At 49.2% G+C, this 21,497-nt stretch carries 22 protein-coding genes and 1 other RNA gene; 11 read left to right on the forward strand and 12 right to left on the reverse strand.

What is annotated here, in order from left to right:
- Together ACO0LK_RS23235 and ACO0LK_RS23240 are read left to right on the forward strand one after the other, a co-directional pair.
- A partial coding sequence (locus ACO0LK_RS23235; protein WP_422974573.1) for an IS3 family transposase occupies positions 1-94 on the forward strand: 94 nt, incomplete at its 5' end.
- A gap of 288 nt (positions 95-382) precedes the next feature.
- On the forward strand, positions 383-1,552 hold the full coding sequence (locus ACO0LK_RS23240) for a GIY-YIG nuclease family protein (protein WP_422979311.1): 1,170 nt from the start codon (positions 383-385) through the stop codon (positions 1,550-1,552).
- A 74-nt stretch (positions 1,553-1,626) separates the two neighbouring features.
- Here ACO0LK_RS23240 and ACO0LK_RS23245 read toward each other — a convergent pair whose 3' ends face one another.
- The 12 genes from ACO0LK_RS23245 to ACO0LK_RS23300 form a co-directional block, all read right to left on the reverse strand.
- Complete coding sequence (locus ACO0LK_RS23245) at positions 1,627-2,211, reverse strand: hypothetical protein (protein ID WP_422979313.1); 585 nt, start codon at positions 2,209-2,211, stop codon at positions 1,627-1,629.
- Between the two features lie 111 nt (positions 2,212-2,322).
- The gene (locus ACO0LK_RS23250; RefSeq protein WP_422979315.1) at positions 2,323-3,003 is read right to left on the reverse strand and encodes a hypothetical protein; all 681 of its coding nucleotides are present in this window, start codon (positions 3,001-3,003) and stop codon (positions 2,323-2,325) included.
- A 165-nt stretch (positions 3,004-3,168) separates the two neighbouring features.
- Positions 3,169-3,693 carry a hypothetical protein gene (locus ACO0LK_RS23255; RefSeq protein ID WP_422979316.1) on the reverse strand — a complete coding sequence of 175 codons (525 nt, stop codon included), beginning with the start codon at positions 3,691-3,693 and terminating at the stop codon, positions 3,169-3,171.
- A gap of 8 nt (positions 3,694-3,701) precedes the next feature.
- Positions 3,702-4,379, reverse strand: coding sequence for a Rha family transcriptional regulator (locus tag ACO0LK_RS23260; RefSeq protein WP_422979318.1), 678 nt, complete (start codon positions 4,377-4,379; stop codon positions 3,702-3,704).
- Positions 4,376-4,621 (reverse strand): helix-turn-helix transcriptional regulator, encoded by a 246-nt coding sequence (locus ACO0LK_RS23265; RefSeq protein WP_422979320.1) that lies wholly within the window; start codon positions 4,619-4,621, stop codon positions 4,376-4,378. Before ACO0LK_RS23265 ends, ACO0LK_RS23260 begins: the two co-directional genes overlap by 4 nt.
- Positions 4,622-4,737: 116 nt before the next feature.
- Positions 4,738-5,211: a hypothetical protein gene (locus ACO0LK_RS23270; RefSeq protein WP_422979322.1), complete on the reverse strand. Its 474-nt coding sequence runs from the start codon at positions 5,209-5,211 to the stop codon at positions 4,738-4,740.
- 55 nt (positions 5,212-5,266) lie between these two features.
- Entirely contained in the window at positions 5,267-6,526 is a 1,260-nt protein-coding gene (locus tag ACO0LK_RS23275; protein ID WP_422979324.1) for a tyrosine-type recombinase/integrase, read from the reverse strand.
- Between the two features lie 199 nt (positions 6,527-6,725).
- Positions 6,726-7,085, reverse strand: a transfer-messenger RNA (tmRNA) gene (gene ssrA / locus ACO0LK_RS23280).
- A 19-nt stretch (positions 7,086-7,104) separates the two neighbouring features.
- Positions 7,105-7,806 carry an HAD family hydrolase gene (locus ACO0LK_RS23285; RefSeq protein ID WP_422979326.1) on the reverse strand — a complete coding sequence of 234 codons (702 nt, stop codon included), beginning with the start codon at positions 7,804-7,806 and terminating at the stop codon, positions 7,105-7,107.
- Positions 7,807-7,864: 58 nt separating this feature from the next.
- Complete coding sequence (gene ubiG, locus ACO0LK_RS23290) at positions 7,865-8,569, reverse strand: bifunctional 2-polyprenyl-6-hydroxyphenol methylase/3-demethylubiquinol 3-O-methyltransferase UbiG (protein ID WP_422979328.1); 705 nt, start codon at positions 8,567-8,569, stop codon at positions 7,865-7,867.
- A 209-nt stretch (positions 8,570-8,778) separates the two neighbouring features.
- Complete coding sequence (gene ompA, locus ACO0LK_RS23295; RefSeq protein ID WP_422979330.1) at positions 8,779-9,438, reverse strand: outer membrane protein OmpA; 660 nt, start codon at positions 9,436-9,438, stop codon at positions 8,779-8,781.
- Positions 9,439-9,744: 306 nt separating this feature from the next.
- Positions 9,745-10,329 carry an OmpA family protein gene (locus ACO0LK_RS23300; RefSeq protein WP_422979332.1) on the reverse strand — a complete coding sequence of 195 codons (585 nt, stop codon included), beginning with the start codon at positions 10,327-10,329 and terminating at the stop codon, positions 9,745-9,747.
- A 280-nt stretch (positions 10,330-10,609) separates the two neighbouring features.
- Here ACO0LK_RS23300 and gyrA point away from each other — a divergent pair, with 280 nt between their 5' ends.
- The 9 genes from gyrA to ACO0LK_RS23345 all read left to right on the forward strand — a co-directional run bounded on the left by gyrA (position 10,610) and on the right by ACO0LK_RS23345 (position 21,481).
- On the forward strand, positions 10,610-13,258 hold the full coding sequence (gene gyrA / locus ACO0LK_RS23305; protein WP_422979334.1) for a DNA gyrase subunit A: 2,649 nt from the start codon (positions 10,610-10,612) through the stop codon (positions 13,256-13,258).
- Between the two features lie 6 nt (positions 13,259-13,264).
- Positions 13,265-14,377: a 3-phosphoserine/phosphohydroxythreonine transaminase gene (gene serC / locus ACO0LK_RS23310; protein ID WP_422979336.1), complete on the forward strand. Its 1,113-nt coding sequence runs from the start codon at positions 13,265-13,267 to the stop codon at positions 14,375-14,377.
- Between the two features lie 257 nt (positions 14,378-14,634).
- A complete protein-coding gene (pheA, locus tag ACO0LK_RS23315; protein ID WP_186947409.1) occupies positions 14,635-15,708 on the forward strand; it encodes a prephenate dehydratase in 1,074 nt (357 codons plus the stop codon).
- A gap of 7 nt (positions 15,709-15,715) precedes the next feature.
- Positions 15,716-16,624 (forward strand): prephenate dehydrogenase, encoded by a 909-nt coding sequence (locus ACO0LK_RS23320; RefSeq protein ID WP_422979338.1) that lies wholly within the window; start codon positions 15,716-15,718, stop codon positions 16,622-16,624.
- A gap of 53 nt (positions 16,625-16,677) precedes the next feature.
- A complete protein-coding gene (gene aroA, locus ACO0LK_RS23325) occupies positions 16,678-18,015 on the forward strand; it encodes a 3-phosphoshikimate 1-carboxyvinyltransferase (protein WP_422979340.1) in 1,338 nt (445 codons plus the stop codon).
- Between the two features lie 30 nt (positions 18,016-18,045).
- Positions 18,046-18,723 (forward strand): (d)CMP kinase, encoded by a 678-nt coding sequence (cmk, locus tag ACO0LK_RS23330; protein ID WP_422979342.1) that lies wholly within the window; start codon positions 18,046-18,048, stop codon positions 18,721-18,723.
- 149 nt (positions 18,724-18,872) lie between these two features.
- Positions 18,873-20,576, forward strand: coding sequence for a 30S ribosomal protein S1 (gene rpsA / locus ACO0LK_RS23335; RefSeq protein WP_186947413.1), 1,704 nt, complete (start codon positions 18,873-18,875; stop codon positions 20,574-20,576).
- Between the two features lie 25 nt (positions 20,577-20,601).
- A complete protein-coding gene (locus ACO0LK_RS23340; RefSeq protein ID WP_110256992.1) occupies positions 20,602-20,907 on the forward strand; it encodes an integration host factor subunit beta in 306 nt (101 codons plus the stop codon).
- Positions 20,908-21,166: 259 nt separating this feature from the next.
- The gene (locus ACO0LK_RS23345) at positions 21,167-21,481 is read left to right on the forward strand and encodes a LapA family protein (RefSeq protein WP_186947414.1); all 315 of its coding nucleotides are present in this window, start codon (positions 21,167-21,169) and stop codon (positions 21,479-21,481) included.
- Positions 21,482-21,497: the final 16 nt, after the last annotated feature.

A 21,497-nucleotide genomic window follows, 5' to 3' on the forward strand; every position in this document is an offset into this window, starting at 1 on the left:
GGATTATATTCACTACTATAATCACGACCGGATCAAGGTCAAACTAAAAGGACTGAGTCCTGTGCAATACAGAAATCAGTCCTTGGCTACTTAGATAATTAACGTCCAACTTAATGGGGTCACTTCAGATGCCGGGTGGCTTTTCTATTTTGGTGGGTCGGCGGGAATCGAAAAGTACGCAAATAAAGGCTATTAGGCCGACTTCATGGAATTTACTGCGATAGTTACTGCATTTAATTTTCTTCGTTCCGACAAAGTGCAATTCAGCTTGCAAACTTACTGTATCTAAGTAAACCTTGGAATACAGTAGATACTTCTTAATAAAAACTTCAAAAGCCCAATCTGAAATATTGCAAAATAAATAAATGCTATTGAAAAAATTATGCGCCGTAGACACCGAAATTATGCACTTAAAAACAAAAGTGCATTAACAGCTAAATTTAACCGTAATGATGGCATTGCGGGCGTAGTTTATATTCTTGAAAACCCAGGACTTGCACAGGGGTATTACAAGATTGGATGCAGTCGCTATTCCGGTGAGAAAAGGGCAAAAGAATTAAATCGAGATGCTACAACGGGTACCCCAGGCATGTTCCGCGCACTTGTTGAATTCAGAACTAAAGATTGTGGTTTGTCCGAAAAATTAGTGTTCGCAGAATTAACACCCTATCGACGAGGGAAATGGGGGCAAGAATTTTTTGAAGTCGATTTGAGTTTGGTAAAAAGTGTAATTGCGCGTATTTGTAGCGAGGTTGATAGCAGCTTCGATACTCTAAGTAGTGTGGAAAAAACTATCGATTTAGACGCAGATAGTCTCAACAAAAGCACCTCACATGCAAAACATCAAGTCGAAATTGAAGGCAGATTAAATATTCAAATACCCGATCTCACTACAAAAGTGCAAACCCCAAATCAAGTCTTGGTAAATGTCGATTATGAGAAAAAGAAAATAGTTTGCACTACTAATATAGTCTTGATTGTAGGTCTCGCTGCTTGTGTTTTTTTTGGGTTTTCCCCTTTATTTGAGCCTCGCCAAAAGAATACTGCTCCATTAGTTCCCGTGGCGTCGCCTGCATTCACGTCTTGGCCGCGAGATACAATTAATGACGGCAGAGATTCAATTTCCAATAAGCCGGAAACCGGATATCGAAATAGTCGCTTTAAGTTTTCAATAGGATATATTCCAAGCGAACTATCTGCTCAGGGCGAATCTGAAAATGGCGACGGACAAGTTTTTTCATCAAATAATTTGACTACCGTACTAAGGGTATATGGATCATTAAATATTGATGCACTTTCATTAGAAAACGCATTTAATGCGGAGATACTACGTCCTGACACTCCAGAGCTGAGTCGACAAATTACATATAAAAAACTTAAAAATAATTGGTATGTGGTTTCTGGAATATCTGACAGAAAAATTTTCTATCTAAAATGTTTTTTAGTCGACAATCATTTCGTTACCTTAGAAATTACTTATCCAGAGTCAGAAAAAAAACATTGGAACGAAGAAGTTTTAAAAATCGCTAGTAGTTTCAAAGTTGTAGATTAATTTTGATAGGATTTTTGGGAGATACAGATATTTCAAGAATTTAATAGATTCTGTATTCTGAAATATGACCGTACTCATTTAATATTATTTTCTTTTTTGATTCTCTCTATTAAATTACTTAGACACTCTTTTAGTGCTTGCTGTTCAGGAATGGAAAACGGTGCGACGAATTGAACGGTTGTAGACATAGAATCGGCTTTTCTGGGGATTTGTACTTGCATAGTTCCTCCCATCGAAATAGCGTCTAGAATCCGCATTGCAGAAACGGTATCTTTAAATGTTGCAAGTGTATAGTTTTCACTCTCAGAATCGATGGCATTTTCGGAAATAAGGTTAATGTTTTGTGTAGGGAATGCGAGGTAAATTTTATCTTGACGTTTTAATGGAGTCACTTGCCCGTTAATCTCATTAGCATCTAATACGCCAAATTTAATAGCAGATATAAAACTAGAATAAATGACCAAGGAAAAATCAATTGCTCTGGCACTATTTTTTTGCAACGGGTCATTGTAGACAATCATGGAACGTGCCCCACATGACTTTTGCCCGCCTTCATCTCTCGTGATTTGAAAGTCGGAATGTGCTGCTGTGGCGACTGAGAAATTCTGTGCAGTCGCACAATTGCAAGTTAGGATAGCCAATAAAAGCAATTTTTTCATTTTTGCTCTAATTCTCGAATGTATGCACGGCTTTCGGTATAGAACTCTGTCAAGGCTTTTTTTGCCTCCCTGCTGGCTTTATTATAGCCCCCATGGATCAGTGCGTTAAGGCTACTTGCTGCCTTTCCTCCCAGTGTTTTTGCCCCTGTTGACCGCTCCCACGGTTTCCACTGGCGAATTAACTCTGATTGTTTCGTCCGTTCCTCTACTGTCCACTTTCTCATGATCTGCCTCGTTTAATAGTTCGTTTGCGGGAATTTCTTTTTTTCCGTGCGCGTGCGCGGGTGTGCGCGTATTGCTCGGAATACTCATACCGTCATTGTTGACTTGCTGCTGATAGGCGACATTCTGCTGTCGCACAAAGGTGGCGGCTTTAGGGTATTTGATTTCCGCCAGTGTTTCTAAGGTCGTCCTGCATTGTGATTGTGCCTTGAATGCCAGGCGCATATACATTTCGGTTGCATTCATGTGCTCGCCCATATTCAAAGCTGCACGCCTTGCTAACTCATTAAACATCGCGTCAAGTGCTATCGCCTGGGCCGTAAGTGTATTTTCCACCTCAGATAAGTCCCCTGATTCCACTTTTTTGGTTTGATCTCGAATAACTCCCACAGCCTCATTCGCATTGACGCTACCAAATAGAAACTTTGAAAAATTGGCGGCGGTGTAGGCATTTAGAACAATTGGCGAGAGGCTCAACTCTGCAATTTGCTGTTCAGGGGTTTTTCCTTCGATTTTTGTTACCGTTAAATTCTTGTCTGCGCTAGACTTATTTTTTACTGAATTGGACATGTGCACACCTTTTAAACTTGTCATTTTTATGGCAGCTTGTGCCGGATCGATATTGCTTTTCTTGGGCAGTCCAATGCTTGCTTAAATTCCCCTTGAGATGGTAAATCTATAGAGGTGTACGTTAGGCGTACAAAGAAACAAGCAGAAAACAGTTATTTAAGTACGCTATCCGTAGTTAGACAGTGCATTCGTTTCTCTTGCTGGTACGGGAGGCGTACTTAAATCACTTTTTTTCAATTGCTTAACTACGCTGGTCGTACTGGGCATTTTTTTTTCAGATATCTGTATCGCGTCTAGCCAACGATTGTTTGGGCGAGTTGTTGATGCTGCGTCAAGCTTGCCCTCGCAATGGTCGATTGCAAGCCATCCCAAGGCGTACAGGCTGCATTTATGCAATCCACCCTGTCTGGTAAGGTCAATTAGCCCAGATGCGTATAGCTCCTTTAAAGCCTTATTGAGAGTATCTTTAGATTTCCAGCCGCGCTGACGCATTAAAGTCCATGCTGGCGACAAGTCCCCGTTATGTCCCCAGCGATATTGGCTGCACAAATCAAGCAATAATTTATTTGCGTAGGGCGATAGCCGTGCCAAGGCTTTGCACTGGAGAACCTGTAAAGGCAAAGTTAAAAATTGCCCTCCGGCTCGCGATGCTTTTGCTTGTTTAAGAGCGCGTGATTTTGCGTTGCTCATGTTTTCACCTAATGCATTGTGACCAGGCATGGCAGTTGCAATTTCAGACGTTCGCTAGTTGCCAGTTCAGCGAGTTCCTTTTTACGTTCTTGATAGTTCTTTCCACGGGCAATTAGATAAGCATTTCGCGATTCGATCTTTTCCAAAAAATTCAATTCGCCTTTGGTTAACAATGCTCGATTCAAGTTTGCGGGGTTACCAAAAACAACTTGATTAATCATCTTTACTTCATTGGTGTAATGGTGGCTTAGCGTTTCTTTGCCTGCCTCTGCACGCACTTCTTTTAGCGTATCCATCATGCGGCAAAAGCTTATAGATACTTCCTTGCGGGTATCTAGCCAAGTTGACTGCTGCGCTAATTCGTCGCGCATTTTAAGGAATGCATCTACTAACCTGGCCTGGCCTTGCCGTGACTTTCTCCCGCCGATAAATGGCATTGAAAAAAGGGCCGCCCGTTCGCTTAGCTCTATGAGTCTTTGCTTTTTCCCTTGTTCGCTTAAATAGATGGACTCCTTGAATTCTAGGTGTCCTATCATTCCTTCATCAATTAATTTTGTTAGCGATTGCAGCACATTGTCATGCCGCCTTCCAAACTCCGTAGCGATGATCAGAGAATTTGTCACGGGTTTGCCGTTATGCAGATGCACAAGCCTTTCATTGGTCGCAAGATTGATTGACTGGCTCATTTTGCAAACCCATCTGCTTGATAATTCAGCGGGTCGGCAAAGAATTTATGTAGTTCGCGGTTAGGATAGGCCGTGCAACGTTCGGAAAAACGTACCGGCTGCGGTGCTTTACCGGCGCGGACTAGCTGGCGGAATTTTTCACGGCAGAACGGTGAAAAAGGGGCTATTTGATGCCAGCGTGAAAAACCATCCAAGGGCAGCGTTTGGGATGGTATGGTTAAATTCTGAGTGAAGTTTCTCATGAGCGCCTATCGTTGCTTTGTTGCCGCCATATACAGCGGATTGTGGCCACAATAGACTTACTCAATTAAAGCTAGAATACCTTCTGCGAGCAGCGGCTAGCCTTTGCGTGCACCGACTAAGTAGGCGCAAGCGTGTTTTGCAGGGCTTTCCTTGCCGTCGAGAATGACATTTCAAGTGCCGCACATTCTTGCTCTGCACAGATATCACGGCTGCTATATTTTCCGCTTGCCCATATTTGCCTTATTGCATCTCGTTTTGCACGATTTCCATTCTTATCATGCATAACGTCAGCCGCTTTTTTTGAATTCTTCGAGCGGGTCTGGCATTGAACCGTAATCACAAGAAAGGCAATGGTCCGCGCATTTAGGGGATTTTTTTCGATATACTCCTGAAGTACATCTATACCCGATTGGTTTGCTATCTCAAATAATTTATTTGCTACTGCAATATCTGTTCTTGTGAGTTTAGCCCACTGATGAAATTCTCCTAAGTTCAAATTGGGCAATGCGTCACAAACGCCCTGAATTCCGGCTAAAACCTCAGCTTGAATCAAAGAATTGGTTTCAATATCTATTTCGTTATTTTCCATAGCCTTACCTTCTTTTCGTAACCGTAATGATTACCACAAATGGCTTGATTATTTTCTATGCGGCCTTTATAGGTATAATCTGTGCGCCTACCTTCAAACCGTCAACGTAATCGGCCCACGCCTGCATCATTCGTTTGCGCTCGTCCAAGTATTGCGCCTTTTGGTACACGCCTTTTACGCCTTGTTCCTTGTGGGCTAATTGGCGGTCTATGGCGTCAGTATTCCAGCCCAATTCAGCCAGCATGGTTGCTGCTGTGTGTCTGAAGCCGTGTGGCTGGATAATGTCGCTGGTGTAACCCAGCGTCTTTAATGCGGCATTGATGGTATTTTCTGAAAGTGGCCTTGCTCCGGCGCGGACTCCAAATACAAATTCGCCATTACCGGTTAGCGGTTGCAAATCGCGCAACAGGCTTATTACTTGGTCTGCAAGAGGTACGATGTGATCTGCGCCGGTTTTGGTGGCGACATAGCGCCATTCTTTCGCGTCAAGGTCGATTTGCTCCCACTTGGCGCACCTGAACTCTACGGGGCGGGTAAAAACAAAAGGCAATATGCGCAAGGCTGCTTTGACCATTGGTGTACCGGTATAGCCCTCGATATCGCGTATTAACTGGCCTAGTTGTTTGGGGTCTTTTATGTGCGAGAAGTTCTTGGTAACGTGCGGGCTTAGTGCGCCTATCAGGTCGGCTGCAATATCACGCTTTGCTTTGCCAGTGGCGATTGCATAGCGCCATATCTGCCCTGCTACTGCGCGTAACCTGTTTGCCGCTTCGGATGCGCCACGCTGCTCCACTCTGCGTAAACATTCCAAAAGGGTAGGGGCTTCAAGGACTGCAATGGGTTTGCGGCCTATCCAGGGGAACAGGTCTTTTTCCAGATAAGCCAGGGTGCGGCTGCTGTGGCTGTCTGACCACGTGTGTTTTTGGTTGTCGAACCACTCTTGCGCCACATGCTGAAAAGAATCTACAGGCGGCAAACCTGACGCTTCCAGCTTTTCATTGGCAATGGCCTTCTGTTGTGTGGCGCGGATTTCTTTACGTGCATTGCTGGGGTCAGTACCTGCGGCAACGAGAGCGCGGGCTTCTGCGGCTTTTTCTCTTGCAAGTTTAAGGCTTGTATCTGGGTAGCTGCCAAGGCTGATGGTTTTGCGCTTTCCTGCAAAAGTGTAGTCAAACCGCCATGCTCTGGCACTGCCTTTGACGGCAAGCAACAAATACAGACCGCCGCCATCGTCCAGGCGCTTTTTACCCTCGTGGGTCGTAGCGTCCTTTTTTAAGGCGGCTAGGGTCGAACTGGATATTTTGTTGATTGCCATTGCAGTACCCTCGTGCAGTAACCGTAAATGCAGTAACTCGCTTGCAGTAAATGACGATTTTGCGCGTTACTGCGATAGTTACTGCATATTAGCATTGCTATGGATGGTTAACAATGGGTGACTATGGGCAATAAAAAACCCGCTCTCCTATGAGGAAGGGCGGGTTTTAGGCAAACTCGGTAATGCGTTTGCAGTAATATGGTGGAGTCGGCGGGAATCGAACCCGCGTCCAGAAGCACTCTACAGACAGTTCTACATACTTAGTGCTGCCATTTGATTTAATCCTGACGACGCGGACGCACACGCTGCGGCAGGACGAGTTACCTATTATTTAATCGAGAGTCAAGTAACCCGGCTCAAGACGATTCCATATGAATGTCCTTACTGCTGTTGCCAGCCCACCCTATGGACGAAGTGGTGTAAGGTTAGCCGGTATTAAGCGGCTAATGCGTACGAGTTATCGTTTGCAGTTATATAGTTCAGATTGTATTTACGAGGTAGTCTGGCCTCGGTATGCCCTGCGCTGCTTTGCAACCCCTGTCGAAACCTGGTCGACCCCTAAGCATTGCTAGTATATCTCATATGTGGCTGTGGGCGTAAGATTCAAGAGCCGACGCCTGTAAATGTTTGGCGCGTACCAGTTCCAGCAGTTCCAGCGGGCTGTCGATGATGGCATCGGCTTTCCAGTGCTTGGGTTCGGTGGCACCGCAATAACCCCATGCGGCAGCAATACTGGTCATGCCGGCAGCTTCGGCAGCCTGGATGTCGCGCAGGTCATCACCGACGTACCAGCAGTTTTCCGAGCGTATACCCAGCTGTCTGGCTGCTTCCAGCAAGGGGGCAGGGTGAGGTTTGGAGTGGGGCGTGGTGTCGCCGGATACCACGCACCGCGCCTCTTGCAGATCCAGCAACGGAATCAGCGGCAGGGTAAAACGCATGGCTTTGTTGGTGACAATGCCCCAGCTGACGCCCAGTACGTCCAGCCCCCTGAGCAGATCGGGTACCTGTTTGAACAGGGTGCTGTGGACAACCAGCGCAGACGCATATTGGTCCAGAAATTCATCACGCATGGCGATGAAATCAGGGTGTTCCGGGGTGATATTGAAGCCAGCACCCAGCAAACCCCTGGCACCGGCAGATGCATGGGGACGCAGGCTTTGGTAGTGGGCGGGAGCCAGTTGACGCTTGGCGCGCATGACGTTGACTGCTGCTGCCAGATCGGGGGCGGTGTCTGCCAGGGTGCCGTCCAGGTCAAAAAGAATCGCTTGTGGTGTTTGCATAGGAGAAAATCAAGGTGGTACCTCTTGCCTGGCGGCACGGGGTACCCGGTTATTCAATTCACACTGGGCGTGTGCAGGCGACCATGTAGTTGACGCTGGTATCTGCATTCAGAGAATAGATTTGGGTCAAGGGGTTATAACTCAAGCCCTTCATGGATTGAATTTGTAAGCCGGCGTTACGGATGTCTTGCGACAATTCTGCCGGGGTGATGAACTTGGCATAGTCATGCGTGCCCTTGGGCAGCATTTGCAGCAGGTATTCTGCACCGATGACGGCAAACAAATAAGACTTGAAGTTGCGGTTCAGGGTGGAAAAGAATACATGGCCACCCGGTTTGACCATTTTGGTACAGGCTTTGACGATGGATGCCGGGTCGGGCACATGTTCCAGCATTTCCATGCAGGTGACGATGTCAAACTGCCCAGCTTCTGCTTCTGCCATGTCTTCAGCAGCGATTTTTTGATAACGCACACTGATGCCAGATTCCAGGCCATGCAGGTCAGCCACTTTCAGTGCCTTGTCGGACAGGTCTATGCCGGTGACATTGGCGCCTTTTTTTGCCATGGATTCTGCCAGGATGCCGCCGCCGCAACCGACGTCGATGACGCGTTTGCCAGCCAGCGGTGCCAGCTGATTGATCCATTCCAGGCGCAGGGGATTGATTTCATGCAAGGGGCGGAATTCGGAGGTGGGGTCCCACCAGCGATGGGCCAGCTCACTAAATTTTTGGATTTCTGCGGGATCAGCGTTCAAAGTGGACATGGTAGTTACCTGAAAATGCCAGCAAGGGCACAAACTGCAAAAACCGTATTGTAGGCTATTCAAGTCCTGATCGCATTGTGTAAGCGCAGCAAGATGGCACGGGAGTGATGGCGCATCCATCCGGGATGCTGTTTGATATCACCAAAAAACAAAAAACCCCGCGATTGCGGGGTTTTTTACAGCAAAACGAGTTTTGCTTGCGTGCTGAATTACTTCAGGTTGCGTGTACCAACAACTTCGATTTCTACACGACGGTTTTTGGCGCGGCCATCTGCAGTTTTGTTATCTGCAACTGGTTGTTTTTCGCCTTTGCCTTCAGTGTACACACGGTTAGCTTCGATACCTTTGCTTACCAGGTAAGCTTTTACAGCTTCAGCGCGACGGATGGACAATTTTTGGTTGTATTCGTCAGAGCCAACAGAGTCAGTATGACCAACAGCGATCACGACTTCCAGATTGATGGCTTTCAGTTTCGATGCCATGTCATCCAGTTTGACTTTCGCTTCTGGTTTCAGAACAGCTTTGTCAAAATCAAAGAACGCGTCAGCAGCAAACGTTACTTTTTCAGAAGTAGGTGCTGGTGGTGGTGGCGGTGGTGTTACTGGTGCTGCTGGCGGAGGTGTTACTGGAGGTGCAACCGGTGCTGGTGGCGCTGGTTGTACCAATGGTGCATCGCAACCTGGAACCGCATCAGCTGGTGTCCAGTAGCCAGTGCGCCAGCACAGACCAAATGGATCACGAGCAATTACACCACGACCATCTTGCACATAAGCGCTATATGGTGTGTTTGCTTTGATATCTTGCTGTGCGGAAGCAGAAAAGGATGCAACTGCGGACGCTGCGATAACGAGCTTGACTAAATTTTTCATATTTCTCCTCTCGGGTGAGATTATTACCGCAGATGAACTGCGCGAATTACTGCATAAAACCAGATATTACCACGGGGATGATGACATTACTATTTCGTCAAACATCCCAACAGCCTTAAATTAACATGCGTTCTATTTTGCCATAGCCATCAATATAAAGACGAAAATTGTTAAATCGGCAAAGTCACAGTTAGTTAAATATGTCGTATTTTGACAACGAAACGTATGCTTTGGCAAGTTAAATCCAGTTTTGAAGCAGAAATATTTTGTTTTTGACCATGAATTAGAGGGTTTTCTCCGTTGAAATTATTTAGCCAGACCCCGTCCTTCAATAACGATGCGCCGGTTTGGTGCGAGACATTCGGTCAGTTTTGCCTTCGGTAACTTGTCATCGCAAGCTTTTATTTGTTGGGTTTTTCCCATGCCCATGGTATCCATAGGGGCATTCAGGCCCTTGCTGCCAAGGTAGGCGACCACGGCATCGGCATTCTTTTCAGATAATTTCTGGGTTTGCGCATGGCTGCCGATCAGGTCCGTATGGCCACTCACCACGATCAGCTCAACTTTGGTGCAGTTTGCCAGCTTGCCCATCACTTCATTGTCGATACGCTCTTTACCCTTGCTATTTAGTACAGGTAGCTGTACAGACTTCTTGTGTTCAAAGATGTCATCGCTTTGCAGCGTGATGGCAAAGTCGCAACGCTTGAGTGGTGTGGGCGGGGCAGGTGTTGTTGCTGGCGTGGGCACCGCAGGAGTTGCTGCCGTGGCGGCAGATGCGGGGGCTTCCGCAGTTTGCGCTGCCGGCGCAGCGGCGCTGGTTTGGGCAAAAGCTGTGGAAACGGGCAGGGCGAATGCTGCGAGCACGTAAAGTGCTGTCAATTTTTTTAACATGGTTGTCTCCGTGAGGGATGGATTATTTTGTCAGGTGTTTTTTATTATGCTTTTGATTAAATCATATAAATTTGCGATGAGGCTGTCATTTGGATGACAGTTGCCAAAAGGCAATATTGCGATGTGAAACGCTGACTTTGCCCCTGCATTGCGCTCAGTTTGCCAACTGAATTGCTATAAATGGAATTCGGCTATCGAGGCATGCTAAAATCAAGAGTTAAACGTCAGACTTTGTGAAAGACGTTACCAATTAACCAAGCTCTAATTTGCCGGCCCGCCAATGGATCAATTCGCAAAAGAAACACTCCCGATTTCCCTTGAAGAAGAAATGCGCAAAAGCTATCTCGATTACGCGATGAGCGTGATCGTAGGTCGAGCTTTGCCGGATGTGCGTGATGGCTTAAAGCCTGTGCATCGTCGCGTTTTGTTCGCGATGCACGAAATGAACAACGTCTATAACCGCCCCTTCGTCAAGTGCGCGCGCGTGGTCGGTGAAGTCATGGGTAAGTACCATCCCCATGGTGATGCCTCCATTTACGACACGCTGGTGCGTATGGCGCAGGACTTTTCCCTGCGGTATACGCTGGTTGATGGCCAGGGCAACTTCGGCTCCATCGACGGTGACAATGCTGCGGCGATGCGTTATACCGAGTGTCGCCTGGACAAGATCGCCAATGAAATCCTGGCGGATATCGAAAAAGAAACGGTCGATTTCGTTCCTAACTATGACGGCAAGGAAAGAGAACCTTCAGTTCTGCCTACCCGTATCCCGAATCTGCTGATCAATGGCTCATCCGGTATTGCGGTGGGTATGGCGACGAATATCCCGCCACATAATATTACCGAAACCATTAATGGTGCCCTGCATGTCTTGCGCAATCCTGACTGTACGATCGATGAACTGATCGAGATCATCCCTGCGCCAGACTTTCCTACTGGCGGCATTATCTATGGTGTGTCTGGGGTGCGCGATGGTTATCGCACTGGCCGTGGCCGTGTGGTCATGCGCGCCAAGACCCACTTTGAAGAATTTGGCAAAGACAGTCGTACCGCACTGATCGTTGATGAGCTGCCTTTCCAGGTAAACAAGAAGTCTCTGCTGGAGCGTATTGCCGAGCTGGTACGTGACAAAAAGCTGGACGGTATTTCTGATATCCGCGATGAATCCGATAAGTCGGGCATGCGCGTGGTCATCGAACTCAAGCGTGGTGAAGTACCTGATGTGGTACTGAATAATCTGTACAAGCAAACGCAGTTGCAAGACACCTTCGGCATGAACATGGTGGCCCTGATGAATGGCCAGCCTAAATTGCTGAACCTGAAGGAAATGCTGTCCTGCTTCCTGTCGCACCGCCGTGAAGTCGTAACGCGCCGCACCCTGTTTGAGCTGCGCAAGGCGCGTGAACGTGGTCATGTCCTGGAAGGTCTGGCCGTTGCGCTGGCGAATATTGATGACTTTATCGCCATCATCCGCGCTGCGCCTACGCCGCCGATTGCGAAACAGGAATTGATGACCCGTGCCTGGGATAGTTCCATGGTGCGCGAGATGCTGATGCGCACTGCGGCCGACAATTCAGGTGGTATTGACGCTTTCCGTCCAGAGAACTTGCCCAAGCATTACGGCATACAGCAAGATGGCATGTACAAACTGTCTGACGACCAGGCGCAAGAAATCCTGCAAATGCGTTTGCAACGCCTGACTGGTCTGGAACAAGACAAGATCGTCAATGAATACAAAGACGTCATGGCAGAAATCGCCGATTTGCTGGACATCCTGTCCAAGCCAGAACGTGTCACCGTCATCATTACTGATGAACTGACCCTGGCCCGCAATGAATACGGCGAAGGCAATAAAGATGTACGCCGTTCAGAAATCACCCATAACGCCACTGACCTGGGTACAGAAGACCTGATCACGCCGCAAGACATGGTGGTGACCCTGTCCCACACCGGTTATATGAAGTCGCAGCCCCTGTCCGAATACCGTGCGCAAAAACGCGGTGGCCGTGGAAAGCAGGCGACAGCGACCAAGGATGATGACTGGATCGAACAACTCTTCGTGGCCAATACCCATGATTACATCCTGTGCTTCAGTAACCGTGGCCGCATGTACTGGTTGAAGGTATGGGAAGTGCCACAAGGCTCGCGTACTTCACGCGGCAAGCCGATTGTGAACATGTTCCCATTGCAGGACGGTGAAAAAATCACGGTCATCCTGCCTTTGTCTGGCGACAACCGTACTTTCCCTGAAGACCATTATGTCTTCATGTCCACCAGCCTGGGTACGGTCAAGAAAACACCTTTGACTGACTTCAGCAATCCACGTAAAGCCGGCATTATCGCGGTCGATCTGGATGAAGGCGATTTCCTCATCGGCGCAGCGCTGACCGATGGCAAGCATGACGTCATGCTGTTCTCTGATTCCGGCAAGGCAGTACGCTTTGATGAAAACGATGTACGTCCTATGGGCCGTACTGCCCGTGGTGTACGCGGTATGAACCTGGATGAAGGCCAGCAGGTCATTGCATTGCTGGTGGCTGAAAACGAACAGCAATCCGTCTTGACTGCGACTGAAAACGGCTTCGGTAAACGTACGCCGATTACTGAATACACCCGTCATGGCCGTGGCACCAAGGGCATGATCGCAATTCAGACATCTGAACGTAACGGTAAGGTCGTAGCGGCTACTCTGGTTGAAACCACCGATGAAATCATGCTGATTACTACCGGCGGTATTTTGATACGCACCCGTGTTTCCGAAATCCGTGAAATGGGCCGTGCGACCCAGGGTGTGACTCTGATCGCGGTGGAAGACGGTACCAAACTGTCTGGCCTGCAACGTATCGTGGAAACAGATGCTGATCCAGAATCACCAGATGCAGACAGTGACAGTGAAGGCAGTGCGCCAGAAGCCGATGCAGCGGAGTAAATCATCATGACGAAACCCTTCTATTCCTACAATTTCTCTGCAGGCCCGGCGGTATTGCCGCAAGAGGTATTGCAGCAAGCTGCTGCCGAAATGCTGGACTGGCATGACAGTAGCATGTCCGTCATGGAAATGAGTCATCGCGGGCCAGAGTTCATGTCCATCCTCGCTGCCGCGCAAAGTGATTTGCGCGAATTGCTGGCGGTGCCAGACAATTATAAAATCCTGTTCATGCAAGGTGGTGGCCTGGGCGAAAACGCCATCGTCCCCATGAATCTCATGGGGCGCAAGCCACAGCCTGCAACGGCAGATTTTGTGCATACCGGTTCCTGGTCTGGCAAGTCCATCAAGGAAGCGAGGAAATACGGTAACGTGAATATCGTAGCTTCCGGCGAGGCAAGCGGGTTTACCACCGTGCCACCACGTGATAGCTGGAAGCTGACACCAGATGCCGCCTATGTGCACCTGTGCACCAATGAAACCATTGATGGCGTTGAATACCAGTTTACCCCGGATGTGGCGGCAGAAACAGGTGATGCACCTATTGTTGCCGACATGTCTTCGCATCTTTTATCACGTGTGATTGATGTATCGAAATATGGCGTCATCTTCGCTGGGGCGCAAAAAAATATCGGCCCGGCTGGTCTGACCGTCGTCATCGTGCGCGAAGATTTGCTCGGTCATGCTTTGCCATGCTGCCCTTCTGCCTTTAACTGGAAAATCATTGCTGATAATGATTCCATGTACAACACCCCGCCAACTTATGCGATTTATATCGCTGGACTGGTGTTTCAGTGGATTAAGCGTGAGGGCGGCGTGGCAGTGATGGAACAAAGGAATATTGCTAAGTCCAGGGCGCTATATGGCTGCTTGGATAAATCATTTTTGTATAAAAACCGGGTACAGAAAGGCAGCCGTTCACGCATGAATGTGCCTTTTTATCTGAAAAATGAAAGTCTGAATGAGACATTCCTGGAAGAAGCCAAGGAAAGAGGTCTGATGCAATTGAAAGGTCATAAATCGGTAGGCGGCATGCGTGCCTCGATTTATAACGCCATGCCGATACAAGGCGTTTATGCCCTGCGTAATTTTATGGAGGATTTTGAACACAGATATGGTTAAACCCTGTGCTTAAAGGTAAGGGTTTAAAGTCAGCGGTTAAAGAAAGCATGCAGCGTCTGTTTTGTTTACTCTATAGGCAACCGCCACTAATTATTTTCATCATCAGCCCTTTCTGAGCATGGTACTCACCATCACCTGGAAACCGTGGCGCTGATGAACCGGGTCAAAAGCCCGGCGAAAAAAGTATATCCGGCGAGGCACATGCGCTACAGTATTGCTGCCTGCCCACCCCTGTCAAACACGGTTTTTAGGTCATTATGAGCGACAATAAATTACTCCCTCTGCGCATCAAGATCGATGCCATCGATGCACAAATCCTGGATTTGCTGAACCAGCGCGCCCGTGTGGCCGAAGAAGTCGGCCATGTCAAGGCTGAAACCAATGCACCGGTATTTCGTCCCGAACGCGAAGCGCAAGTTTTGCGCGGCGTGGCCGAGCGTAATCCTGGCCCCTTGCTTAGCGATGATATACAACTGATCTTCCGCGAAATCATGTCTGCCTGCCGGGCGCTGGAACGTCGCGTGGTCGTGGCTTTCCTTGGCCCTGTCGGTACTTTCAGTGAGCAGGCTGTGTACAAGCAGTTTGGTCATGCGATACAGGCTTTGCCTTGTGTGTCGATTGATGAAGTCTTTCGCGCGACTGAAGCGGGTACGGCTGATTTTGGTGTCGTCCCTATCGAAAATTCATCTGAAGGCGCGATTAACCGCACGCTGGATTTGCTCTTGCAAACCAGCCTGGCCATCAGTGGCGAGCTGGCAATACCTGTGCAACATAGTCTGATGACCAAATCCGGCAATATGGAAGGCATCAGCCGTATTTGCGCCCATTCGCAGGCACTGGCCCAGTGCCAGGCCTGGTTGAACCAGCACTATCCGCATGTGGAAAGACAGGCCGTTGCGTCGAATGCTGAAGCGGCACGCATGGCCAGCGGTGATTTTACCGTTGCCGCCATCGCCAGCGAAATTGCCGGTCACCAATACAACCTGGGCATCGTTTCTGCACATATTCAGGATGATCCGCATAACCGTACCCGTTTTGCTGTGATTGGCCGCCTGCATACCACGCCTAGCGGCAAGGACCAGACTTCCATCGTGCTGGCAACGCCCAACAAGGCCGGTGCTGTGTATAACCTGCTGGCCCCGCTGGAAAAGCACGGCGTCTCGATGACCCGTTTTGAGTCACGTCCTGCACGTACCGGCAATTGGGAATATTATTTCTATGTAGACGTCGAAGGCCATGTCATGGATGGCAAGGTCGCAGCCGCCATGGCCGAACTGAATGACAAGGCAGCCTTCTTCAAGGTGCTGGGCTCTTACCCTTGTACCTTGTGAGATCGTGATGCAAAAAGCTTTTAAACGCATCGCCATTTTTGGCGTAGGTTTGATCGGTGGTTCGTTTGCCCTGGCCTTGAAAAAGGCGGGGGCGGTGGAACAAATAGTCGGGGTAGGGCGCAGCCAGGCGTCGCTGGAAAAAGCGCAGCAACTGGGCATCATTGATGAAATTGCTGCCAATGCCGAACAGGCGCTGCTGGATTGTGACCTGGTGCTGATTGCTGCACCCGTGGCACAAACCGGCGCGATATTGGCTGCAATTTATCCGCATCTGCAGCCGGGCACCATTGTGACTGACGCTGGTAGCACCAAGGCCGATGTGGTGGCAGCCGCACGCGCGAATCTGGGTGAAAAGATAGCGCAATTTGTACCGGCGCATCCAATAGCCGGGCGTGAACTGAATGGGCCGGAAGCAGCACTGGTGGATTTGTATGTGGGCAAAAAAGCCGTCATCACCCGCCTGCCAGAAAATACGGATGCCGATGTGGCGAGGGTGGCCTGGGCCTGGCAGCAATGCGGCGCCATCATCCATCATCTGGAGCCAGCGGCCCATGATGCCGTGTTTGCTGCTGTCAGTCATTTGCCGCATTTGCTGGCCTATGCGCTGGTGGATGATATTGCCCGCAAGCCGCATGCCGATACCCTGTTTCAGTATGCCGCCAGTGGTTTCAGGGACTTTACCCGCATCGCCGGTTCATCACCGGAAATGTGGCGTGACATCAGCCTGGCGAACCGGGCTGCGATGTTGCAGGAACTGGATTCTTACACTGCCAGGTTGTCCGTCCTGCGCCAGTATCTGGTGGATGCAGACAGCGCCGGTATCGAAGGGATTTATGCCAATGCCCAGCGCGCACGCCATAACTGGATCAGCGCCATCGAGGCAGCCGAAAAACAGCAGCGTGAAGGTGGGGATTGATAACGCTGATGCGTTTCTCTCGCTTTCAAACTCAGATCAGAATTGAATAGACCATGACACAAGCAAGCAAACATTATCCGCATCACATTGATCTGCAACCTGTCATGCAGGTGCAGGGCACAGTCAAATTGCCCGGTTCAAAAAGTATTTCCAATCGCACGCTGTTGCTGGCGGCGCTGGCTGAAGGCAAGACCCAGATCATGGACTTGCTGGCATCGGATGACACGATGGTCATGCTGAATGCACTGAACCAGCTCGGTGTGCACTGGGAACAGGATGGTGATACCCAGAATTACACGGTGGAAGGTGCCAAGGGACATTTCCCCAAACATCAGGCTGATTTGTTCATGGGTAATGCCGGTACAGCCATCCGTCCGCTGGTCGCTGCTTTGGCAGTCCTGGGTGGTGATTACACCATTCATGGCGTGCACCGTATGCATGAACGTCCTATCGGTGACCTGGTTGATGCATTGAATGAAGCCGGCGCGCAGATTGAATATACCGGCAACCCCGGTTACCCGCCCTTGCACATACGGCGTGGCCATGTTCATGCCCAGCGCCTGCAAGTCAAGGGTAATGTCTCCAGCCAGTTTTTGACCGCCTTGCTGATGGCGGCACCACTGATGGCGCGAGAACATGATGTGACTATCGAAGTCATAGGCGAGCTGATCTCCAAGCCGTATATAGAAATCACCCTGAACCTCATGCAGAAATTTGGCGTGACAGTAGAGCGTGATGGCTGGCAGGCTTTTACAGTCAAAACGGGGCAGCACTACGTATCGCCTGGTGTGATCCATGTCGAAGGTGATGCCTCATCTGCATCCTATTTTCTGGCGGCGGGCGCGATTGCTGGTGGCCCTATCCGAGTGGAAGGTGTAGGCAAGGCCAGCATACAGGGCGACGTGCGTTTTGCCGAAGCGCTGGAAAAAATGGGCGTCAGTATCACCCGTGGCGATAACTGGATAGAAGTCAGCTCAAACGGCACTTTGCAAGCCATCGATATGGACTTTAATCATATCCCCGATGCCGCCATGACGATTGCGGTTGCGGCCCTGTATGCCAATGGCACCACGACCCTGCGCAATATTGCCAGTTGGCGCGTGAAGGAAACCGATCGTCTGTCCGCCATGGCGACTGAATTGCGCAAGTTGGGGGCAACGGTGGAGGAGGGGCCGGATTACATGAAGGTCACGCCACCAGAACAGATTTTGCCGGCGACGATAGATACTTATGATGATCATCGCATGGCAATGTGTTTCTCTTTGGCAAGTTTGGACGGTCATGCCCGCCGTGGTGCTACTATTCGCATCAATGATCCGAAATGCGTGGCAAAGACCTTCCCAGATTATTTCGAAGTGTTTGCCAGGATTAATCACAAAGATTTGTTTTAATCCCTTGTTTTAAAAGGCTTTCTTGTATTTATGACTACCCGTAGTCCTGTTATCACTATTGATGGTCCCACCGCGTCCGGCAAAGGCACGGTGGCGCACAGGGTGGCCAAGCATCTGGGGTTTCATTACCTGGATTCTGGCGCACTGTACCGCCTGACCGCTCTGATGGCTGGTCGCCAGGGCATTGCCCTGGATGATGAAGCTGCTATTGCTGTAATGGCAAGGACCTTGCCTTGCCGTTTTGTTCATGGCCATGTTTTTCTGGAAGAAGCGGATGTCACCGATGCCGTCAGGGCAGAAGAAGTCGGTGTCGCTGCCTCGCGCATTGCGGTTTTGCCCGCAGTCAGGCAGGCACTGGTCGATTTGCAGGTGGCTTTTCGCTATACGCCCGGCCTGGTGGCGGATGGGCGCGATATGGGAACTGTCATCTTTCCCGATGCCAGCTTAAAAGTTTTCTTAACAGCAAGTGCCGAGGCGCGCGCAAGCCGTCGATATAAGCAATTGATTGAAAAGGGAATTTCTGCTAATATGGAAAACTTGGTAAAAGATTTGATGGAACGTGATGCAAGGGATAGTGCCCGTGCAACAGCGCCACTCAAACCCGCGCCAGACGCGATCATCCTGGATACCTCTGAATTAACTGCTGAAGAAGCAGTCAGTAAAGTGCTGGTCTGGTATGCGCAAACACAGACAAACAACGCCATATAAACTGTAGTAATGGTTGTGGTGAAGTTTGCAGGTGTCGTTTCAAGTGCCTTTATTGACGCAAGGTTAATAAAGGGATGTTCAACCTAACCCGGTAAATAGTACCTTTGTACTCTTCCGGCTAACTTGTAAATACTATGTCTACTGTTTTCATGTCCCAAGATTTCGCAACCGGTGCAGATAGCTTCGCAGCTTTGTTCGAAGAATCCCTGTCACGTCAGGATATGCGTTCCGGTGAAGTGATTTCTGCTGAAGTCGTCCGTATCGACCACAACTTCGTGATCGTTAACGCTGGCTTGAAGTCTGAAGCCTTTATCCCTGTTGAAGAATTCAAAAACGACCAGGGCGACCTGGAAGTTAATATCGGCGATTTCGTTTCCGTAGCGATTGATTCGCTGGAAAACGGTTTCGGCGACACTATTTTGTCCCGTGACAAAGCTAAACGTCTGGCTTCCTGGCTCGCGCTGGAAAAAGCGCTGGAGTCTGGCGAGATCGTTACTGGTACAGTAAATGGCAAAGTCAAAGGTGGTCTGACTGTTCTGACGAACGGCATCCGCGCTTTCTTGCCAGGTTCTTTGGTTGATACACGCCCAGTTAAGGATACAACTCCTTACGAAGGCAAAACCATGGAATTCAAAGTTATCAAGCTCGACCGCAAACGTAACAACGTTGTGCTGTCCCGCCGCGCTGTTGTTGAAGCGTCCATGGGCGAAGAGCGTCAAAAACTGATGGAAACCCTGAAAGAAGGCACAGTGGTTACTGGTGTTGTTAAAAACATCACTGACTACGGCGCGTTCGTTGATCTGGGCGGCATCGATGGCCTGTTGCACATCACCGACCTGGCATGGCGTCGTGTACGTCACCCTTCCGAGGTGTTGACAGTTGGTCAGGAAATCACTGCAAAAGTATTGAAATTCGACCAAGAGAAAAACCGTGTTTCCCTGGGCGTAAAACAACTGGGCGACGACCCATGGACAGGTTTGTCACGTCGTTACCCAGCGAACACACGTCTGTTCGGTAAAGTAACGAACCTGACCGACTACGGCGCGTTCGTTGAAGTCGAGCAAGGCATCGAAGGTCTGGTTCACGTTTCCGAAATGGACTGGACTAACAAAAACGTTGCACCAAACAAAGTTGTTCAATTGGGCGACGAAGTTGAAGTCATGGTTCTGGAAATCGACGAAGAACGTCGTCGTATCAGCCTGGGCATGAAACAGTGCAAAGCCAATCCTTGGGATGATTTCGCGATCAACCACAAGAAAGGTGACAAAGTTCGCGGCGCGATCAAGTCCATCACTGACTTCGGCGTATTTATCGGTTTGTCTGGCAATATCGACGGTCTGGTACATTTGTCTGATCTGTCCTGGAACGAAACAGGCGAAGAAGCTGTTCGTCGCTTCAAGAAAGGTGACGAACTGGAAGCCATCGTTCTGGCTATCGATGTTGAGCGTGAGCGCGTTTCCCTGGGCGTTAAACAGCTGGAAGGCGACCCATTCAACAACTACTGCGCAATGAATGACAAAGGTGCAGTTGTCGTTGGTACAGTTAAATCTGTTGAAGCCAAAGGCGCAGTAATCCAGTTGGCAGACGACGTTGAAGGCTATCTGCGTGCATCCGAAATCTCCCGCGACCGCGTGGAAGATGCTGGTACACACCTGAAAGTCGGCGACAGCGTTGAAGCCCTGGTATTGAACATCGACCGCAAAGCACGTGGTATCCAATTGTCTATCAAAGCTAAAGATAGCGTTGAAACACAAGAAGCCATGCAAAAAATGTCCACTACTGATTCCAACGCAGCATCCGGCACAACCAGCCTGGGCGCTTTGTTGAAAGCCAAGCTCGACAATAAAAACTAAGCTTAGGTCATAAGGTTTTATTCGTATGACTAAGTCGGAGCTGATAGCTCGTCTGGCAGAGCGATATCCGCAACTGGTAGCTAAGGATGTGGATATCGCTGTTAAAACCATACTCGATGCGATGTCGGATGCTTTGGCAACCGGGCAGCGCATAGAGATTCGTGGTTTTGGCAGCTTTGCACTGAACAGTCGTCCACCACGCATAGGCCGTAATCCCAAATCGGGTGACAAGGTGATGGTGCCTGAAAAACGGGTGCCGCACTTTAAACCAGGCAAGGAATTACGCGAGCGTGTTGATGCCATGGTCGGGCAGCCCATACACGATGACTGAACTCGCTTGAGTTTGGATTTGGGTTCGAATTATTTGGCTTCGAAAGCGATGTAAAAATAAAAACGGCATATCGGTACTCCGATATGCCGTTTTTTTTCAGTACAATGCACTTTTATAAAATGTAGACTACCAGGACAGCCCCACCATGCCAGTGTGGCAGTGGCATAATGGGCAAATGGAGCAAGGCTGGCGCAGGTGCGCTTGCAAGTGACAGCCAGTTTGCCGGGTTTTGTTCCTGTTTATCTTCTAGGATGCATACATGAAATATATCTCCAGGTTTCTCGCAGTGGTGCTGTTTATCTTTTTCTTTGGCTTTGCCCTGAAAAATGATCAGATTGTCACCCTGCAATACTTCTTTGGTTACCAGCAATCGGCACCGCTGGTCATCATGCTGCTGATTTTCTTCGCCGCGGGTGCCAGTTTGGGCGCTTTGGCCATGGTGCCCATGGTATTCCGTCATCGCCGGGATTTGTCCAAACACAAGAAAACCCTGGCCGAAATTGAAAAAGAACGTGAAGCTGCGCAAAGGGCAAGCACACAGGCACCGCCAGCTGATAGCATTCGCAATACCTGATACCAGCAAGGCTGAC

The sequence above is a fragment of the Undibacterium sp. Ji49W genome, from assembly GCF_049340205.1.
Taxonomy (GTDB): Bacteria; Pseudomonadota; Gammaproteobacteria; order Burkholderiales; family Burkholderiaceae_D; genus Undibacterium.

Bases quoted from the DNA above. Each gene is read 5' to 3' on its own strand.
- aroA (WP_422979340.1), top strand. From the start codon at position 16,678: ATGACACAAGCAAGCAAACATTATCCGCATCACATTGATCTGCAACCT.
- ACO0LK_RS23270 (WP_422979322.1), bottom strand. From the start codon at position 5,211: ATGGAAAATAACGAAATAGATATTGAAACCAATTCTTTGATTCAAGCT.
- ACO0LK_RS23320 (WP_422979338.1), top strand. From the start codon at position 15,716: ATGCAAAAAGCTTTTAAACGCATCGCCATTTTTGGCGTAGGTTTGATC.
- cmk (WP_422979342.1), top strand. From the start codon at position 18,046: ATGACTACCCGTAGTCCTGTTATCACTATTGATGGTCCCACCGCGTCC.
- ACO0LK_RS23265 (WP_422979320.1), bottom strand. From the start codon at position 4,621: ATGAGAAACTTCACTCAGAATTTAACCATACCATCCCAAACGCTGCCC.
- ompA (WP_422979330.1), bottom strand. From the start codon at position 9,438: ATGAAAAATTTAGTCAAGCTCGTTATCGCAGCGTCCGCAGTTGCATCC.
- rpsA (WP_186947413.1), top strand. From the start codon at position 18,873: ATGTCCCAAGATTTCGCAACCGGTGCAGATAGCTTCGCAGCTTTGTTC.
- ACO0LK_RS23240 (WP_422979311.1), top strand. From the start codon at position 383: ATGCGCCGTAGACACCGAAATTATGCACTTAAAAACAAAAGTGCATTA.
- ACO0LK_RS23260 (WP_422979318.1), bottom strand. From the start codon at position 4,379: ATGAGCCAGTCAATCAATCTTGCGACCAATGAAAGGCTTGTGCATCTG.
- ACO0LK_RS23345 (WP_186947414.1), top strand. From the start codon at position 21,167: ATGAAATATATCTCCAGGTTTCTCGCAGTGGTGCTGTTTATCTTTTTC.
- ACO0LK_RS23300 (WP_422979332.1), bottom strand. From the start codon at position 10,329: ATGTTAAAAAAATTGACAGCACTTTACGTGCTCGCAGCATTCGCCCTG.
- serC (WP_422979336.1), top strand. From the start codon at position 13,265: ATGACGAAACCCTTCTATTCCTACAATTTCTCTGCAGGCCCGGCGGTA.
- ACO0LK_RS23285 (WP_422979326.1), bottom strand. From the start codon at position 7,806: ATGCAAACACCACAAGCGATTCTTTTTGACCTGGACGGCACCCTGGCA.
- ubiG (WP_422979328.1), bottom strand. From the start codon at position 8,569: ATGTCCACTTTGAACGCTGATCCCGCAGAAATCCAAAAATTTAGTGAG.
- ACO0LK_RS23340 (WP_110256992.1), top strand. From the start codon at position 20,602: ATGACTAAGTCGGAGCTGATAGCTCGTCTGGCAGAGCGATATCCGCAA.
- ACO0LK_RS23275 (WP_422979324.1), bottom strand. From the start codon at position 6,526: ATGGCAATCAACAAAATATCCAGTTCGACCCTAGCCGCCTTAAAAAAG.
- ACO0LK_RS23250 (WP_422979315.1), bottom strand. From the start codon at position 3,003: ATGTCCAATTCAGTAAAAAATAAGTCTAGCGCAGACAAGAATTTAACG.
- pheA (WP_186947409.1), top strand. From the start codon at position 14,635: ATGAGCGACAATAAATTACTCCCTCTGCGCATCAAGATCGATGCCATC.
- gyrA (WP_422979334.1), top strand. From the start codon at position 10,610: ATGGATCAATTCGCAAAAGAAACACTCCCGATTTCCCTTGAAGAAGAA.
- ACO0LK_RS23245 (WP_422979313.1), bottom strand. From the start codon at position 2,211: ATGAAAAAATTGCTTTTATTGGCTATCCTAACTTGCAATTGTGCGACT.
- ACO0LK_RS23255 (WP_422979316.1), bottom strand. From the start codon at position 3,693: ATGAGCAACGCAAAATCACGCGCTCTTAAACAAGCAAAAGCATCGCGA.